Origin of the sequence: Streptomyces coerulescens, from assembly GCF_042657965.1 — a bacterium.
In the GTDB taxonomy this organism is placed as follows: Bacteria; Actinomycetota; Actinomycetes; order Streptomycetales; family Streptomycetaceae; genus Streptomyces; species Streptomyces coerulescens.
Map to the genome: position 1 here is coordinate 35,623 of NZ_JBHSKM010000044.1, position 17,153 is coordinate 52,775.

General features: G+C 68.9%; 9 protein-coding genes and 2 pseudogenes. 4 read left to right on the top strand and 7 right to left on the bottom strand.

Translation table 11 applies throughout. The annotated features are described in order from the left end of the window. Positions 1–247 precede the first annotated feature (247 nt). The 3 genes and pseudogenes from ACFPQ9_RS37580 to ACFPQ9_RS37590 all read left to right on the top strand — a co-directional run. Positions 248–564: pseudogene (locus tag ACFPQ9_RS37580) on the top strand (dienelactone hydrolase family protein); the annotation flags it as partial. After that, positions 565–768, top strand: a pseudogene (locus ACFPQ9_RS37585) (nucleotidyltransferase family protein); the annotation flags it as partial. A gap of 194 nt (positions 769–962) precedes the next feature. Then, entirely contained in the window at positions 963–3,377 is a 2,415-nt protein-coding gene (locus ACFPQ9_RS37590) for a hypothetical protein (RefSeq protein ID WP_380863430.1), read from the top strand. 119 nt (positions 3,378–3,496) lie between these two features. Here ACFPQ9_RS37590 and ACFPQ9_RS37595 read toward each other — a convergent pair whose 3' ends face one another. From ACFPQ9_RS37595 to ACFPQ9_RS37610, 4 genes are all read right to left on the bottom strand, one after another. Next, positions 3,497–5,068: an endonuclease/exonuclease/phosphatase family protein gene (locus ACFPQ9_RS37595; protein ID WP_380863432.1), complete on the bottom strand. Its 1,572-nt coding sequence runs from the start codon at positions 5,066–5,068 to the stop codon at positions 3,497–3,499. A 144-nt stretch (positions 5,069–5,212) separates the two neighbouring features. Further along, the gene (locus ACFPQ9_RS37600; protein WP_380863434.1) at positions 5,213–6,211 is read right to left on the bottom strand and encodes an ATP-binding protein; all 999 of its coding nucleotides are present in this window, start codon (positions 6,209–6,211) and stop codon (positions 5,213–5,215) included. A 27-nt stretch (positions 6,212–6,238) separates the two neighbouring features. After that, a complete protein-coding gene (locus ACFPQ9_RS37605; RefSeq protein WP_380863436.1) occupies positions 6,239–7,708 on the bottom strand; it encodes an NCS2 family permease in 1,470 nt (489 codons plus the stop codon). Positions 7,709–7,878: 170 nt separating this feature from the next. Then, on the bottom strand, positions 7,879–9,021 hold the full coding sequence (locus ACFPQ9_RS37610; protein WP_380863438.1) for a trypsin-like serine peptidase: 1,143 nt from the start codon (positions 9,019–9,021) through the stop codon (positions 7,879–7,881). Between the two features lie 646 nt (positions 9,022–9,667). Here ACFPQ9_RS37610 and ACFPQ9_RS37615 point away from each other — a divergent pair. After that, positions 9,668–12,250: a helix-turn-helix transcriptional regulator gene (locus ACFPQ9_RS37615; protein WP_380864399.1), complete on the top strand. Its 2,583-nt coding sequence runs from the start codon at positions 9,668–9,670 to the stop codon at positions 12,248–12,250. 95 nt (positions 12,251–12,345) lie between these two features. Here ACFPQ9_RS37615 and ACFPQ9_RS37620 read toward each other — a convergent pair whose 3' ends face one another. From ACFPQ9_RS37620 to ACFPQ9_RS37630, 3 genes are all read right to left on the bottom strand, one after another. Then, complete coding sequence (locus ACFPQ9_RS37620; protein WP_380863440.1) at positions 12,346–14,571, bottom strand: MMPL family transporter; 2,226 nt, start codon at positions 14,569–14,571, stop codon at positions 12,346–12,348. A 597-nt stretch (positions 14,572–15,168) separates the two neighbouring features. Continuing rightward, positions 15,169–16,656: a ricin-type beta-trefoil lectin domain protein gene (locus ACFPQ9_RS37625; protein WP_380863442.1), complete on the bottom strand. Its 1,488-nt coding sequence runs from the start codon at positions 16,654–16,656 to the stop codon at positions 15,169–15,171. 7 nt (positions 16,657–16,663) lie between these two features. Continuing rightward, positions 16,664–17,143, bottom strand: coding sequence for a thioesterase family protein (locus ACFPQ9_RS37630; protein WP_380863444.1), 480 nt, complete (start codon positions 17,141–17,143; stop codon positions 16,664–16,666). Positions 17,144–17,153 lie beyond the last annotated feature (10 nt).

Sequence of the window (17,153 nt, forward strand, 5' to 3'; positions counted from 1 at the left end):
GATCATTCGGCCGACCGACAGCAATCTCGCGAACAGCACTGTCGCCTGAGGAGCTGGCATCGGCTCTCCCCGGTGGGCTCCGTTCTCCAGCCATGACTACCGGGACGGCATCGCGCCACACACGGACTGGTGACCCGGTGCTCCTCTGAGTGCCGTACGGGCCGATGGTGCCGGCCCGCTGTTGTATCCAGGGTCTTGCGCTGCCGCGCGGGCTGCGCCTCCGTCATGTTGATCACAGGCTCGACACATCAGCGACGACAGGAGATTCAAGCTCACCAAGACGCTGCACATTCCCACCGCGGACGGCCAGTCCGACGCTTTCGCCGCCTTCCCCGACGGTCCCGGGCGCCACCCGGGGGGCTGATGTACGCGGACGGGTTCGGGATCCGACCCGTGCTGCGGGAGATGGCCCTCGAACTGGCCGCGCACGGATACTACGTACTCGTCCCCAACCTCTTCCACCGGCACGGCCCGGCTCCGCTGACCGAGCTTCCCGAGCACATCGGAGTTGAGGTCCGACCCGCGATCTTCGCCAAGCTGATGCCCATGATCGAGGCGCACACACGTGTGGAGGCGGCCGGCCGGTGGCGCGTCCATGCCCCGCACGGTCTGTCGGACGTGTTCAACCTCGTCGTCCGGCCGAACCCAGTGCTCGCTCCACGGGCGGTCTATGAGACCAAGGCAGCACGGTGGCGCGAGCAATGGCCCGAGTTGATTGTTCTGAACTGGCCCTCCACGGGTGCCACGTCGGCCACATCCGTCGATTGATGTCGGCAGCGTAGGCGCCCCAGTCCCCTTGGGCAGTGCCAACTGGCGTAATACGAACCCGCTTTGGCCGCAGATCGATCCTCGACCGCACCGTGGACAGAATCGGCCCCAGCTGCGTCCGGACGTCGTCCCAGGCATCTGTCATCCACCACGCTTTCGCCCTTCATCCACCGGAGGGGCCATGTGGCCGACCCATGTTCACACCGCACGCTGCCACGCTGCATGGGCCCGCCAAGAAATGCATGCCGGGTTCGCGAGCAGTGCCGGTAAGTCCGCCGGTCGAATGGACGGCCCGGCCAACTCCGCTTTCAAAGGCGTCAACGCAAAGGAGATTTCCCATGGGTAAACGAAGGAAAAGCAATCTGATCGGCGGCACGATAGCCGTCGGTGCGCTCATTGGAGCGGTGGTCGTACCCACTGCTGTCATGGGATCCGCATCGGCCGGGACCACGGATGCCGCCGTTCCCTCGGTTTCCGCGTCGGCCTCGTCCTCAGCCATCCCCTCCGCACCACCGTCGGCGCTGCCTTCCGTTTCGGCATCGGCCACAGCCGGTGCCGGTACGCCTTCCTGCACGGGAGTGAGCGGAGGCGTGCAATGCGCCACGCCTGTCGGTTCGGACAATGTGCGCGTGGACCTTACCGAGTTGGTGTCGCGAGCGCACGACATCAACGCTTATGTCTCGCAGTCGACGCCGCTGGTCATCACCGCGTTCGGCGCCGACGGAGGCCAGGGGGCCAAGGGCGAGGGGCAGGCGACGGACGGCGGTAAGGGAGGCAAGGGCGGTACGGCCCAAACGGGCACCACGGTCTCGGCCTACACCTCCGCGCACGGCAGCCCGGATCTGTATTACTTCCTCGGGCGCCAAGGAGCGGCGAACACGGGCGCGGGAGGACTCGGTGGCTCCTCGACCATCGTCTCCTCGCAGAATCTCGACGCGGGTGCCGACGGCAGCGAGGGTCCGAAACCGTGTATCGACGGCTACGGCAACTGCACCTCCACGAACGTCCTCGCGCTGGCCGGTGGCGGTGGAGGCGGAGGCAGCGGCGCGAAGGGGGCCACCTACAACGGTGGGCACGGCGCGAACGGCGGTAAGGCCACGGCCACTGCCTCGAGCGGCGTTGCCGACGCCGGCGGCCATGTCGGGTCGAAGGGCGACGGCGGCGGTGGCGGCAGGGGAGGTGACGAAGGCGTCGGCGGTGACGGCGGAAGGCGCAGCGACGGAACCGACGCCGAGCGAGGCGGGAAAGGCAACGACGGCATCGGCGGGATGGGTGGCCCCGTCGTGTCCGACAGCGGCACCTCGGACCCCGGTTCCTGGGCCAACGCCGGCTCCATCGAATCGATCGGTTCCGGTGGTGAAGGCGGCCAGGGCATGTGGTCCGACATCCGCTACGTCGGTGGGGGCGGCGGAGGCGGCGGTGGCGGCTATGGCGGTGGCGGCGGCGGCGCCAGTGGCGGCACGAGTCATGAGGGTGGGGGTGGCGGCGGCGGGGGTTCCTACGCGGCCCAGGCAACGAGTCCGGCGACGCCGGTTTCAGATCCCGCGTCCACCAGCGGTGACGGGCAGGTCTACTTCACCTTTGTCACTCCCACCTGTGTCGAGGTGAGCGAAGGCGTTCAGTGCAGCATGCCCACCGCCAAAGGAAATGCGGCCGTGAACATCACCGATGCGGTGGCGCAGGCACGGCAGATGAATCCATCCGTCTCGGGGGCGACACCGATGGTCGTCACCGCCTTCGGTGCCGACGGAGGTCGGGGCTCCCAGGGCAGCGGTGACACCACGAAGGGAGGCAAGGGCGGCAACGGCGGTATGGCCCGGACGACCACCACTGTCTCCGAATACGTCTCGGACCACGGAACCCCCGGCCTCTTCTATTACGTCGGACACGAAGGCAAGGGCGGTACGGGCGTGGGCGGCCTCGGAGGTTCCTCCACCATCGTTTCTTCGGAGGCGTTGAAGAAGCCCGACGGCAGCATGGGTCCCAAGCCGTGTATCGAAGGCTATGGCCACTGCACTTCGACGAACGTCCTGGCTCTCGCCGGCGGCGGTGGCGGCGGCGGAGCCAGTGGGACGACCCACGACGGCGCGAACGGCGCGGGAGGCGGCGAGGCCGTGGCAACCTCGGACGCTGTCACCGGCAAGGGTGGCGGCGGCGGTTCGAAGACCAGCGGCGGAGGCGGCGGCAAGGCCGGCGACAAGGGCTTCGGCGGGGACGGTGGTAAGGGCGGCGGCGGAGCCGACTCCAAGCACGGCAAGAAGGGCAACGACGGAATCGGCGGGATGGGCGGCCCCGTACGCGCCAAGAACGGCGCCTCACCGTCCGTTCCGTGGGCCAACGTCGGAACCATCGAGTCGATCGACTCCGGTGGCAAGGGCGGCGAGGGCATGTGGGCCGGCAACGGCTACACCAACGGCGGGGGCGGCGGCGGTGGCGGCGGCTACGGCGGTGGCGGCGGCGGGGGTGGCGGCGGTACGAGCTTCTCCGGCGGCGGCGGAGGTGGCGGCGGTTCCTTCGCGGCCGAGGCGACCACTTCGGCAACGCTCTCCACGACGCTGAAGCCCAGCAGTCAGAACGGACAGGTCTACCTGACCTTCGTCGTCTCCTGACGAGGCGGCACGACACGAGTGCCGGCACAGGATCGCCGACCCGGTGCCGAACTCCGAGGAACCTGCTGTGAGAGTGGTGGCCGACCGCATCAGTGGCCGGCCACCACTTGCTGGATGGGTCAGCGCACACGGAAGACTGAGAGAACTGCGGCGTGGTCACTGGGGTAGAGGTTGTCGCGGTGCTGGGGCGCGGGCTCGGGGTTGCCCGGGGCGAGAGCGTCCGAGGTGAGCGCCGAGAGCCCGCCCTTGAAGTAGACGAAGTCGATCCGGTCCTGCGGTTCGGGTTCGCCGACGTGGTCGTCATAGCCGTAGCCGCCGGTGAACGTCGGATAGATCGGGGACCAGGTGTTGCCGGGCTCGCTGACCGGATCGGGGTTGGCCATCCGGAAGGAGTCCTTCAGCCCCGCTTTCGCGGGCAGGATCGACGTGGGCCAGGCCACCGACGTGGAACCGCAGCGTTTGGTCCTCGCCGTCCAGTCCAGGTGCGAGGGGGCGTTGAAGTCGCCGGTCAGCAGAACCGGGGTTCGCGAGGCGTGTTGGAGGTCGGGCTGCATTGCCGCGAGGACCGTCTTGATCTCCGCGGTGCGTCCCGAGGCGTCCTCACGCGCGATCAACTCCTTCTCGGTCAGGCGCCCGAAGCAGGCGTCGTAGGGACCGTACGGCTCGTAGAACAGATGGGTGCTCCAGACGACGAGGTCCTGCTTGTGGTGCTCGTCCAGACTGATCATGGTGCGCATCGCGAGCGCGCCCACCTCGGAGGGGACCTCCACCGGCCGCTGCGACAGGATCGGGTACCGGCTGAGGACGCCGAGTACCGAATCCTCGTCGCCATCCACGTCCTCGGTCTGCTGGTAGTACCAGCCCAGTGCTTCGGCGAGTTCCTTGGCGGTGTCGGCGTCACCTTCCTGGATGCCCACGACGTCGACGTCGTGGTCGAGAAGGAGTGCCAGCTGCTTGTCACGAGCGCCGTTCACCTCGCTGCCGCCGTAGGCCATGTTCCACGTCATCATCCGCAGATGCGGGACGAGTTGCGCGCCGGGCTTTCCGACATGGACCTCGGCGGTGGCCGTGGAGGTCTCCCCGTCCGCGTTCCGTGCCTCGATGGTGACCTTCTGTGGTGACGGACCGGCGTCGTCCTGGTGCGGGGTTCCGAAGAGCGAACCGTCCTTGCCGACCCTGACCCATCGGGGCCCGGAGACCTTGCGGAAGGCCAGGTCGTCGCCCGCGTGCCGGACCAGGCCGCCGACCGTCGCCCTGTAGGGGGCGAGCGCACGGGCGTTGCGCAGCGGGATGCTCGACGTCAGGAAGCGCAGTGGCTCGTCGGCCGTCACCCGGAACTTGACGGGCTCCGCCAGCAGGACGCTGTTCTCCTTCGCCCTGAAAGAGGCGCTGTAAGTGCCGGGAGCCAGGCCCTCGGTGGAGAGGGTGGCCGTGCCCACCTTGGCGCTCGGGGCCAGGGCACGCCTGACATCGGGGCCGCCGTCGCTTTCCAGGGCGACCCAGTTCTCGGGATCGGGGTGGTAGGTGAAATACGTCAGGGTGATCGGTTCACCGACCTCGACCCGTGACGAGGAGACAGTGAGTGTTCCATCCGGCTCGGGCTCGACCTCCGCCTCGGCGGAGACACCCGCCAGCGAGGTGGCGAGGGCGAGAGCAACACCGGCTCCCAATGCGATGACCGATCTTCGCATTCGTACTCCTTGCGTTCACATCCGGTGGGGGTCCCCGGACGTCAGGGGCTGTGCCGTGCGCACCACCCTGCACCCGGAGAGATCGGCCCACATGAGCAAGCGGTACTCACTTGGTCCATGTCCCGGCCCTGCCGCAGCCCTGGCTCACCGGGCGGACAGCCGGGCCCAGTGCGTGACCTCGCCTCCGGGATGAGGACGCGCACCACGGGAGTTGGCCAGTTCGTCGATGATGGTCAGCCCCCGGCCGTGTTCGCCCAGGCCGCGGCTGACGACTTCCGGGGCACAGCGATTGAGGGGACCGCCGTCGGTGATGCCCACCCACACACGGTGTCCGAAGACCTCCCGATGCAGGTGCAGATAGACGGGTGGCCGGGCGTGCAGGACGGCATTGGTGACGAGTTCGGAGACGACCAGCTGCACCCATCGCGCGGTCTCCCCGCCCATCCTCCACTCCCCCAGCACCATGTGCGTGATCTGCCGTGCCGCACCTGCAGACTCCAACCGGTGCTCCAGCGGCCAGGTTCCGTCGCCGGCCGGCGAACGATCGTGGGTGGTCACGAGCCAGCCCATGCCCTCGTCGAGGAGGCTCGCACGCACATCGGACTCCAGCCATCCCCTCAGATGTGCGCCGGTCCGGTAGAAGAACGAGACGACCCACCGCAGTTGGGCGTCCTTCTCGGGCTGGTAGAGCTCGGCTCCCCCGAAGCCGGGGAACTTCTCCTGTTCCTGAAGGAGCCGTTGCTGCCAGTACAGAAAGTCTTCCGTGCACTCCGGCCGCAGGTGGTGGGAGACGACCATGCTGCCGTGCTCCTGCCAGGGCGTACCGAGCCTGATCTCCAGCGTGGGCGGTTCCGCGAACAGGGACGTGCTCTCCGCCAGCACGGAGCGGCCCGGCCCTGACCTGAGCCAGGTGGTCAGCCGACCGAGGTTCGCGAAACGGTACGCGGTGACCCGCTCGCCGTCCGCCGCGTGCCCTGGGTGAACCTCCGCGCGCTCGGAGCCCTCGAACGTCGTGACGATCCGCCGGGTCCTGCTCCGCCATTGCCGGTACGCCCCTTCCCGTCCCCGGGGGACTCGCTGGGAGATGATCACCGTCGCACTGCCCTGGGCCAGGCCGTAGGCTGCCGAACCGTTCTCCATCATGGTCAACACCGTCTTTCGGTCTTTCTCTCACGCCAGTCCGAACTGCGGCATGAGGTAGGAGAGGAGAAACGCCGCGGAGGCCGCGTAGAGCGCCGGGGACACCTCCCGCCCACGGCCGGAGGCCAGCCGCAGCAGGCAGAAGGTGATGAAGCCGATGCCGATGCCGTTGGTGATCGAGTACGTGAACGGCATGAGCAGCATCGTCAGGAAGGCGGGGACGGCGATCGTACGGTCGTCCCAGTCGATGTCCCGTATGCCGCCGGCCAGGATCAGGGCGCCCACCGCGATCAGTGCCGGGGCTGCGGCCTGTGCGGGAACCATGGCCGCGAGCGGGGTGAGGAACAGGGTGCCCAGCAGAAGCAGGCCGGTGACGATGGAGGCGAGTCCCGTGCGGGCTCCTTCGGTGACGGCGGCGGCGGACTCCACGTAGCAGGTGTTGCCCGAGCAGGACGCGGCGCCACCGAGCGCGGTCGCGACACCGTCGGCCGTGAGTACCTTGTTGACGCCGGGAAGCCTGCCCTTGTCATCCAGGAGCTGGGCCTTCTCACCGATGCTGAGCACCGTGCCCATCGCGTCGAAGAAGCAGCTCAGCAGCACGGTGAAGACGAACAGCGCTCCGGTCAGCACACCGACTTCGCCGAACCCCCCGAACAGACTCATGCTGCCCAGCAGCCCGAAGTCCGGGCTCGCGAGGGGATTGCCCGGCCAGTGCGGAGCGGTCAGCCCCCATGCGGCGGGGCCGACCCCGGCGACGGTGTCGATCACGACCGCCAGGACGGTCGTCGCGAGCATGCTGATCAGTACGGCGCCGGGCACCTTGCGGATAATCAGGGTGAAGGTGAGCAGGGCCCCTGTGATGAACACCAGCGTCGGCCAGCCGGTCAGGTGACCGTCCGCCCCGAGCTGGAGCGGCACGATGGTGTGCGCGGCGTCCGGCACCCGGCTGACGAAGCCGGCGTCCACGAGCCCGATCAGCGCGATGAACAGGCCGATTCCAATGGCGATCGCCTTGCGCAGGCCGGTCGGCACGGCGTTCATCACCCGCTCACGCAGGCCGGTGGCGACCAGGATCATGATCGCGATGCCGGCGAGGACCACCATGCCCATGGCGTCCGGCCAGCTCATCCTCGGCGCCAGCTGGAGCGTGACGATGCTGGTGGCGCCGGCGCCCGCGCCCAGGGCGATCGGCATGTTGCCGATCACTCCCATCAGGAACGTGGTGAACGCGGCGGTGAGGGCGGTGGCGGTGGCCAGCTGGCCGACGTCGAGGCGGTGACCGTACGCGTCCACACCCGAACTGAGAATGATCGGATTCAGTACGACGACGTACACCATCGCGAAGAAGGTCGCCATGCCGCCGCGTACCTCGAACGAGACGCGGGATCCCCGCTCGGTAATCCGGAAATAGCGGTTGAGCACCCCGATGCCGACATGCGTGACGGTTGCCGATTCCCGAGGTGGTACCGGAATGGCCTTGATGGTTGTCGGGAGGGACATGGCGGGGTCCTTGCATGGGAAAACAGTCACACCAGTCCCGGGCGAACCGTGCCCGGGTCTGTGACGGGTTGACGACCATGCTGTCGCGCGTCGGGACCGGAAACCTGAGCAACCGATACTCAAGAGACATGGCTTCCGGTACCCGGCTCCGCCCCGGGCTGCCCGAGGGGCTACTCGCGGACGCCGTCGAAGACCTCCTCGGCCTCCGCTCCCAGATGTGGGCCGGCGAGCCAGCCGTCGTCGTCCAACGGGCCTATGGAGGTGTTGCTGACCAGCGCGGTCTTGCCGTCCGGTCGCCTGGTCAACCAGCCCCCGCCCGAGGAGCCCGCGGTCATGGTGCAGCCCACCTGGTGCATGGTGGGTGCCGCGGCGTCGAGTGACAGCCGCACCGGATCGTCCGAGCAGTGGTACTGCTCGTAGCCGTAGCCGTCGTAGGGAGCTGCCGCGGGGTAGCCGCGGGCGTCGACGCTGTCGATGTCCGCCGAGGTGGGGGCGTCGAACCAGACCGGCACCGAGGCGCCGATCGTCTCCTCGAGGGACTTCGAGGAGTCCGGGTCGGTGACCTCGACGACCGCGAAGTCATAGGGGTAGGCGGAGCTGGTCTGCGATGTCTCACCACCGCCGTCCATCCACTGCTGCGAGGTGGCCGCCTCGGTCGCCCACCATGTGCCGTAGGGGGCCAGCTGCTCCTCGGTGGCGCTCTGGAGTGCGGAGCCGGTCAGACCTGTGTCGTTGAAGGACGGCACGAAGATCACGTTGCGGTACCAGCCGCCCTCGGCGCCCGCGTGGACGCAGTGGCCGGCCGTCCAGACCAGGTTGCTTCTGCCAGGACGAGCCGGGTCGCTCACCACGGTCCCCGAGCAGACTGCCTGGCCGTCGGGCATGTCGAACAGGAGCTTGCCTGTGGCGGGTGAAGCGTCGTGGTACGGCGTGTCCAGCCTCTGTGCCTCAACCGGTGAGGGTTGCGGGTCGGTCGTGCCGTCGTCGTCCGGCGGGATCTCCGGCTTCTGCTCGTCGTCCGGCGTTCTGTCGGCGTCGCGCAGTCGGTCGGCGTCCCACAGATTGTCGATGAAGGGGTTGATGAAGTCGGCCGCTCCGCGGGGCCAGTGGTCCTCGTCCCAGTCCTTCCAGCCGCCGTTCCGCCACTCCTCCAACTCCTCGTCACTGGTCGGTCCCTGGCGACCACCGTCGCCGGCGCCCGCGGAGGGGCGGTCCTTCGCGTTGGACTCATCGGAGGGGGTGCAGGCCATGGTCAACACCAGGAGCAGTGCCGCGATGGCGGCCGTGACCACTGTCTTCCTCACCGAACACATCAGTTGCTTTCCTCCCGTGTCGTCGGTCCCGGGCGCCGCCAGGTCATGAAAAGTCCCTTGTCACTCAGGTGGATGCCTTGAGGAACAGCGGGGCGTGGTGATCCGTCAATGAGAGATTCGGTGCTTCGAGTACGGAACTCGGACCGAATTGACGCGCGGCGTCGACGGGGCCCGAAGAATGAACCGCAGGGCCGCCGCCTTTGTCAATACCCGGCACCCGAAAGTCTGTCGGGCCGGGACCGCGACAATGCCCTGTAAACGGCTGGGTAATGACACACCGTCAGTCGCCACGCGTTTCCCGGCATCCGTCCTCAGGAGTTGACAGGGCGTACCGGGTTCGTTCATTCTCGACGCCACCTCGCCGATTGCGATGCGGTGGACAGGACGACGGCTGCCCTGAATATGGGGAATTCCCACCGCATTCACAGCGCGGATCTTCAGGCGTACGCTTGAAAGAGGCTTCCTCTGGTAGCTGTGAGACATTCCACGGTGACCATCCGTGACAGCAGGCGTGGAGAGCGCCATGAGACCTCATTCACACGCATGGCGAATGCGTTACCGATGCCGCGTGAGGTGAATCGTGGATGTGACGGCACGGCGCTGGCCCCTGGTCGGACGAGAGAAGGAATTGCGTTCCTTCGCCGGCGTGTGGGCAGAGCCTTCGTACTCGGCCTTCGTCATATGTGGCCCCGCGGGAGTGGGAAAGACGCGCCTGGCGGAGGCGTGTCTGGAGAGCATCGCCCGTGAGGGCACCCGCGTGGGGCGGGCGACGGCCAGCAGAGCGGCGCGCGCTGTGCCGCTGGGCGCCATCGCGCATCTGCTGCCGTCAGGGGTCGACCTGTCGGACCCGGTGCAGGGATTCGCGGCGGTCACCCGCAAGCTCGCCGGCCCCGAGCAGAGGCAATCCGTGGTGCTGGTCGACGACTTGCACCTCCTGGACGAGACGTCCGCCGTGCTGCTGCGTCAGCTCATGGACGCCCGAGTCGTTCGCGTCATCACCACCGTCCGGACCGGTGAGGTGGTCGGCAACGCTGTCGACGCCCTCGTCAAGGGAGGCAACGCCTTCTCCGTGGAGCTCCGGGAGTTCCACAAGGACGAGGTCGAGCAGGTACTGGAAACCGTGCTGGGCAGCCGCGTTGGGCAGCGCACCCTGAACACGCTGTTCACCGCATCGGGAGGGAACGCGCTGTTTCTGCGCGAACTCGTTCACGGGGCCGTCGCGTCGGGGACGCTGGAATCCCATGGAGAGATCTGGGAGTTGACCAGCGAGCGCCTGCCCAGCACCTGGCAGCTGGCCGAACTGGTGAAACAGCGCCTTGCCACCGCGGCTCCGCAGGCCCGCCCCGTACTGGAACTGCTGGCGCTGTGCGGAACGGTGCCACTGGCCGACGCCGAGGCCACCGCCACCCCCGAGGTCGTGGCCGACCTGGAGGAGACCGGCCTGATCCGGGCGCTGAGCGAGGGACGACGGACCACCGTCGCGCTCGCTCATCCGCTGTACGGGGACGTCCTGCGCGACGCGCTTCCCACCATCCGCGGCCGGCTCCTGCTCAGGGCCCAGGCCGAACGGACGGAAACCCGGGGGGCCCGCCGCCGCGACGACGCCCTGCACATCGCCAACCTGCGGCTGGCCACGGGCGGTACGGCCGACCCTGCTCTCTTGTTGCAGGGTGCCACCCTCGCCAGGTACTCGGGCGACTACCAGCAGGCGGTCACCCTCCTGCGGGCCCTGCCCCACCACACGGCCCGCAGCCTGCTGCTGCTCGGCGCGTCGCTCTTCGAGAACGGCGAGCCCGACGACGCCGATGAAGTGCTGCGGCAGGCGGAGGCCCTGGCGCTCACCGACAAGGAAAGGCTGCAAGCGGTCTTCATTCGCAGCATGAACCTCAGCTGGACCTGCGGCGACGCCGTCGGCGCGCTCAGGCTCAACGATGCGGCCCGCGCCCGGCTGACCGGCCCGGACGAACAGCGCATGCTCAGGGTCAACGAAGGGTGTCTGCGCCTGATGTTGGGCGAGCCCACCCGCGGCCTGACGCTCCTCGACGATCTGGACGAGGCCCCCGCGCAGGCACCGAACCTCGGCATCTGGCTGATGGCCTCGCTGTTGCGCCCGCCGGTCCTGGCGGCCGTGGGACACAGCCGGACAGCGGTGAACGAGGCAAGGCGGGCGTACAACGTACGGTGTCGGCTCAACGACCCTGTCCCGCTGGTCCTTTTCCACCACGTGGCCTACCTCATCAGTCTGATCAGCGCGCTCAACCACGACGGCGACATCGCCGAAGCCCGCGAGCTCAGTCGGCGCGCCTGGGACGAGCTCAGCAGCAGCCGGGATCGGCCACTGCCCTGGATCCTGCTGCCGTACCAGCAGGCCGGCACCGAATGGCTGGCCGGGCACATCGGTGACGCCCGCCGCTGGTACGCCGAATCGGCGGCCCAGTGCCGGGCGTTCCAGAATCCACAGATGATGCGCCGGGTGCTGTCCGGTCTCGCCGCCACGGCCTCGATACAGGGGCATGTGAAGATCGCCGAGGACATGCAGCGCGAAGCGCTGTCCTACCCCGAGTCGTTTCCGCCCGGCCGGGAGGAGTACCTGGGTCAGGCGTGGCTCCTGGCCGCGCACGGGCGTCTGGCCGAGGCCAGGCACGTGCTGGCGGACGGCGCCCGTTCCGCCAGGGAGGACGGCTGGGTGTCCATCGAGGCACAGCTCCTCACCGACGTGGCCCGGCTCGGCGGGGCGGCCGAGGTGGTGCACCGCCTGGCGGAGCTCGCCGAACACTGCGAGGGGGCGCTGCCCCCGGTGCGTGCTCGCCTGGCCGCCGCTCTGGCCGACGACAAGCCCGACTACCTCCTTTCCGTCGCGGACGAACTGCGGAATCTCGGCATGGACCTGCTGGCCGCCGAAGCCGCGGTCACCGCGTCCGCGGCCCTGAGCCGGTCCGGTGACGAGCGTCGCGCGGCGGCAGCCGCCGGCCTCGCGTCCACCTTGGCCGCTCGCTGCCAGGGCGCGCGTACGCCGCTGCTGCGGGCCGCGGCGCCCACCGCGGTGCCGCTCACCGAACGGGAACGGGAAGTCGCCCTGCTCGCCGCCGACGGCCTGGCCAGCAAGGACATCGCGGCTGCCCTTCACCTCTCGACCCGTACCGTCAACAACCATCTCCAGCACGTGTACGCGAAGTTGGGCATCTCCTCTCGGCAGGAGCTGGCCGGTCACCTCCACTTCACCCCATGAACCCGAGGCAGGCCCCGGAACCCGCGAGCGACCCGGCCGTGGACCAGGCCCGCATGCCGGAATGGCGGCATGCGGGCCTGGTCCGCTCGGTTCGGTCACTGGCCGATGGCGGGGACCGTGGTCGCGGACGTGTCCGCCGAGTCCTCGCCGGTGTGCAGCTTCTCCCCTTCGATGTCGAGCTCGGGCAGGCGCCGTGCCAGCGGTCCCGGCAGCCACCATGCGGCATGCCCGGCCAGGAACAGCACGGCGGGCACCAGCGTCATGCGGACCAGGAAGGCGTCCAGCGTGACCCCCAGGGCCAGTGAGAAGGCGATCTGCTTGAGGATGATGTCGTCGGTGTAGGTGAAGGCGGCAAAGACCGCGATCATGATGAGGGCGGCGGCGGTGACCACGCGGGCGGCGTGGCGTGCCCCGGCGAACACACAACCGCGCGGATCGCCCGTGCGGACGTAGGTCTCGCGCATCCGGGACACGAGGAAGACCTCGTAGTCCATGGCGAGGCCGAAGAGCACGGCGATGAGAATGATGGGCAGGAAGCTGGCGACCGGTCCGGTGGCGTCCACTCCGAACAGGCCGCCCAGCCACCCCCACTGGAAGACCGCCACGACGACCCCGAAGGTCGCGGCGACGGAGAGCAGGAATCCGCCGGCCGCCTTGAGCGGCACGAGCAGGGAGCGGAAGACCAGGAGCAGCAGGACGAGGGACAGACCCACCACAACGGCGGCGAACGGCAGCAGCGCCGCACGCAGTTGCTCGGAGACGTCGACCTGGACGGCGGTCGTTCCGGTCACCTTGATCTTCGCGCCGGTGTCCTCCTGAAGAACGGAGGCGTTGTCCCGGATCGTGTTCACCAGTTCGGACGTCGCCTCGTCGGACGGCCCGCTGTCGGGAACGACCTGGATCAGCGCGGTCTCGGTCTCGGCGTTGACCTGCGGCGGCGAGACGGCGGCGACGCCGGGGTAGGACGAGACGGCCTTGGCGATCTGCTCGACGGCCTGCTCGGGCTCCTGACTGTCGGCGGTGTCGGTGAAGAGAATCAGGGGCCCGTTGACGCCGTCGCCCAGTGTGTCGCCGACCTGGTCGAACGCCTGGCGCTGTGTGGTCTCGGAGGGGGCAGAGCCGTTGTCGGGGAGCGCGAGGGTGAGGCGTGTGGCGGGGATCGCGGCGAGCCCGAGCACGGCGACCACGGCCAGGACGGTGAGCAGCGGTCTGCGGGCCGCTCGGCGGGCCCAGCGCTCTCCGAAGTTCGGTGCCCGCAGGCTTCTCGCCGTCATGGACCGGTCACGCAGGGCGGCCTTGGAGTCGGGTGCCGGCCGAAGACGCTCACCGGCCACGCCGAACAGTGCGGGCAGCAGGGTGGTCGCCACGGCGACGGCCACCGTCACCGCCCCGGCGGCGGCCAGGCCCATGACGGTGAGGAAGGGGATGTCGACGATGGCGAGGCCCACCAGCGCGATGATCACGGTGAGGCCGGCGAAGACCACCGCGCTGCCCGCGGTGCCGATCGCCCGGCCGACCGACTCGCGTACGGGGACTCCCTGGGCGAGTTGGCTGCGGTGCCGGCTGAGGATGAACAGGGCGTAGTCGATTCCCACGGCCAGGCCGATCATCGTGGCCAGGGTGACGGCGGTCTGCGAGATCGTGGCCGCGCCAGTCAGGGCCAGCATTCCGGTCACCCCCACACTCACCCCGGCGAGCGCGGTGAGCATCGGCATGCCGGCACAGAGCAGCGATCCGAAGGTGACCGCGAGGACCACCAGGGCGACGGTCAGTCCGATGATGTCGCCGGCGACGCTTTCACCACCACCGCCGCCGTTGAAGGCCACGCCTCCGACATGTGTGGTCAAGTCGGCCTTCTCGGCGGGGGCGGTGACTTCCTGGAGCTCCGTCAGCGTGTCGTCCTCGAGCTCGGTCCGGCTGACTGTGTAGAGGACCTGCGTCACCGCGGTGGAGCCGTCCTCAGAGACCAATCCGGATTCGCCGGGCGAGACCACGCCCGCGACCTGGGGTGCCGTCTGCGCCGCGTCGTCGACCTCTTTGATCGCGTCGGTGAAGCTCGCGTCGGTGATGCTCTTGCCGTCCGGGGCGACGTAGACGATCTGCGCGCTGGTGCCCGCGGCTGTGGGGAAGTCGCTCTTCATGGCGTCCAGTGCCTGCTGGGATTCCGAGCCTGGAATGGTGAATTCGTCATTCAGCTTGTCTTGGCCGCCGAATGCCGACATGCAAACGACGAAGACGGCCAAAAGGGCCAGCCAGAACAGGATGACGGTACGGCTGCGCCGATAAGCCAGGCAGCCGAGCCGGTACAAGAAAGTGGCCATCTGAAATCTCTCGTCTCCCTGGTTTGCCTCGTGGGATGTCAGGAAATGCGGGGCTGGTGCGCCTGTTTATCGGGGCCGGTCTCCGGGTGGGCGGATCGTCAGGAGCCGGACCCGAGTCACGATCCGCCAGACGCGCAGAAGTCCCACCATCGATCACTCCTTGGGAAGCCGAATCCGGGAATTCGCGGATTCGTTGGTCAGACGACGGGGGGCGGGACTTGGCGAGCACCGTCCAAGCCGCAAGTCCCGCCCCCTTACCGGCCTGGCACGTCTGTTGGGGGGAAGAGCGTGCCAGGCCGGACCCCGGCCCGTGTCAGGGAGGCCGGGGCGGCTCGGGATTTCTCGGTTGCGCGGACTTCTGCCGGGCCTCGCGTGTGGTTACCAGTGCGCGTTTCGCCGCACGCGGGCCGGCGGGGAGCACATCCCGAGCCGGGCGGTCCGGCATGTCCCTCGGCAGGGACTCCGAGAACCGCAGTCACCATGGTGGGGCGTGTCCGACCCGGCGGCGTGAGCAACCCGTGCTCAACTCAGGTTGCTTCGGGCATCCAAGTGGTGGTGGCACGGCAGCCGTTCCCGTGCCCGGCCGGGCACCCCGGCCTACTCCGCGCCGTCCGGTTCGGCGGACCAGCGCTGGGCGGCACTGTCGTCGACAAGGCCGAAGTACACCGCGTCCACACCCGAGTTGCCGTCCGGGGACGTCACCGCGTAGGCGGGGGCGATCGCGGGTCGGATACGGCGCGAGGAGTCCGTGAAGAACCGCAGCTCGATGCCGGCGTCGGAGGAACCACAGCGACGTATGCCGAGCCCTCGATCGACGCGTGCACGGGAGTCGAGGCAGTAGCCGGGGTCGGCCCGGTTGCGCAGGAGACCACTGGCGTCCAGCCACCATTGCTGGGTGTGGGTGGAGCGGCAGCCGGCGACGACGATGTCGGCACCCTGACGGACGGCCTCGTCCCGTACGTCGAGACAGAGGCCGGTCGCCGAGTTGGTCAGGTGGGTGTACTCGCCGATCGTGGCCGATGCGGACGCTGCCGGTGAACTGGCGCCGTCGACCGGGGACGACGGCGTATCGGTCACCCCGACCAGGAGGACCGCGAGGCAGGAGGCGGCGGCGAGGGTGCCGACCACGGCCACGGCGGCGAGCCTCGCACCGAACAGACGGAGGGCCGGAAACCGAGCCCAGTGCCGTTCGTTGCCGACTTCCGGGGAGACGGCTACCAAGATCACCGGCCCCCGCACGGGATCCGGAGGCGGGCCGGTATCGCTGACGGGTATGTACGCCGCGCCTTCCCAGCCGAGCAGTGCCTCGGCCAGCAGACGTCGCGGCCGCTGCCTCATCTCGACCAGGTCGCTCAGGGCGGCGACGCAAGGAGGGCATCGTGCGAGGTGGCTCTGGAGTTCCTCATTCGGTACAGCGTCCTGCGGCCCGGCGGCGGCAGCCTCCAGGAGAGAGCCGGAACGCCGGCATCCGCGGTCCTTCCGCCGTTCTCCGTGGACTTGCAGATACGACTCACGGTAGGACTCCATCGCCGCAGCTGTCAGGGACGGCACATCAGCGGGACGGCATTGTGCGTATCGCGCGACTCGTTCGTCGGAGTCCTCCTCGACCACGTGATGCCACAGGGCGCTCTGCGTGTCGAGCGGCAGCGCGGAGAAGGCCGTCACCAGGGGATGCGACTCCAGCGGCCAGCGTCGCGGAGGCTGTTCCGGTGGTTCTTCGGCCTCCTGCTGCGGCCATCCCGTGCTGTCGAGGAAGACCGCGTACGCGTCGGCCAGCCGTTCGCGGCGCTCCTGTGTCGCCCATGCCGCGGCCGACCGGTGCACCAGGACGAGGAGTCGAGGCCGCCAAGGTGCGTGCTGGACACCCTGGCGCATCTCCTGCCACGCCAGCGAGAAGGCGCCGGCGGCGAGTTGAGTGGCCGACACCTCGTCACGGGTGCACAGTCGGGCATAGCGCAGCACCGGGGGCAGGTGTCTGCGGCGCAGTTCCTTGAGCGCCAGAGGCGCGGACGGACCCCTGACTCGCAGGTGGTCGGCGAGTTCCGCGTCGGACAGGTGCCCAAACGTGCGGGGTGCCGGGGGCACGGGTGTTTCACCTGGCGCGGCGGCTGTGCCACAAGCCGCCTTCGGAGGGCGAGGAGCAAGGCCCAGCGCACACCGCGTGGGCGTCCACCACCTCCCTGACAAGGGTCAGCCGGTCGCCCGGCAGGCGTTCGACCCGGCCCTTGCCCTGATCGACATGCAGGTAGAGGAATTCGGCGACGGCGACCTCGTCGGCGACGCCGTCCACGAGTTCGTGTCGGACCAGCAGCCGCTTGGGATCCGCCCGGACGAGGTGGGTTCGGGCCGCCAGTTCTTCGCCGAGCAGGGCCTCCTTGTGGAAGTGGATGGTGGCCGCGACCGTATAGAGGGTCGATCCGGTCCGTTCCCGGTATGCGGATCCGAGCCCGAGTGCGTCGAGGAACACTTCCGACGCCTGGGCACACGCGGTCATGTAGCAGACGTCGTTCATGTGCCCGTTGTAGTCGATCCAGCCGGGCGGGACAGTGGTCCGGTACTGAGTGAACGGCACTTGGCGTGGG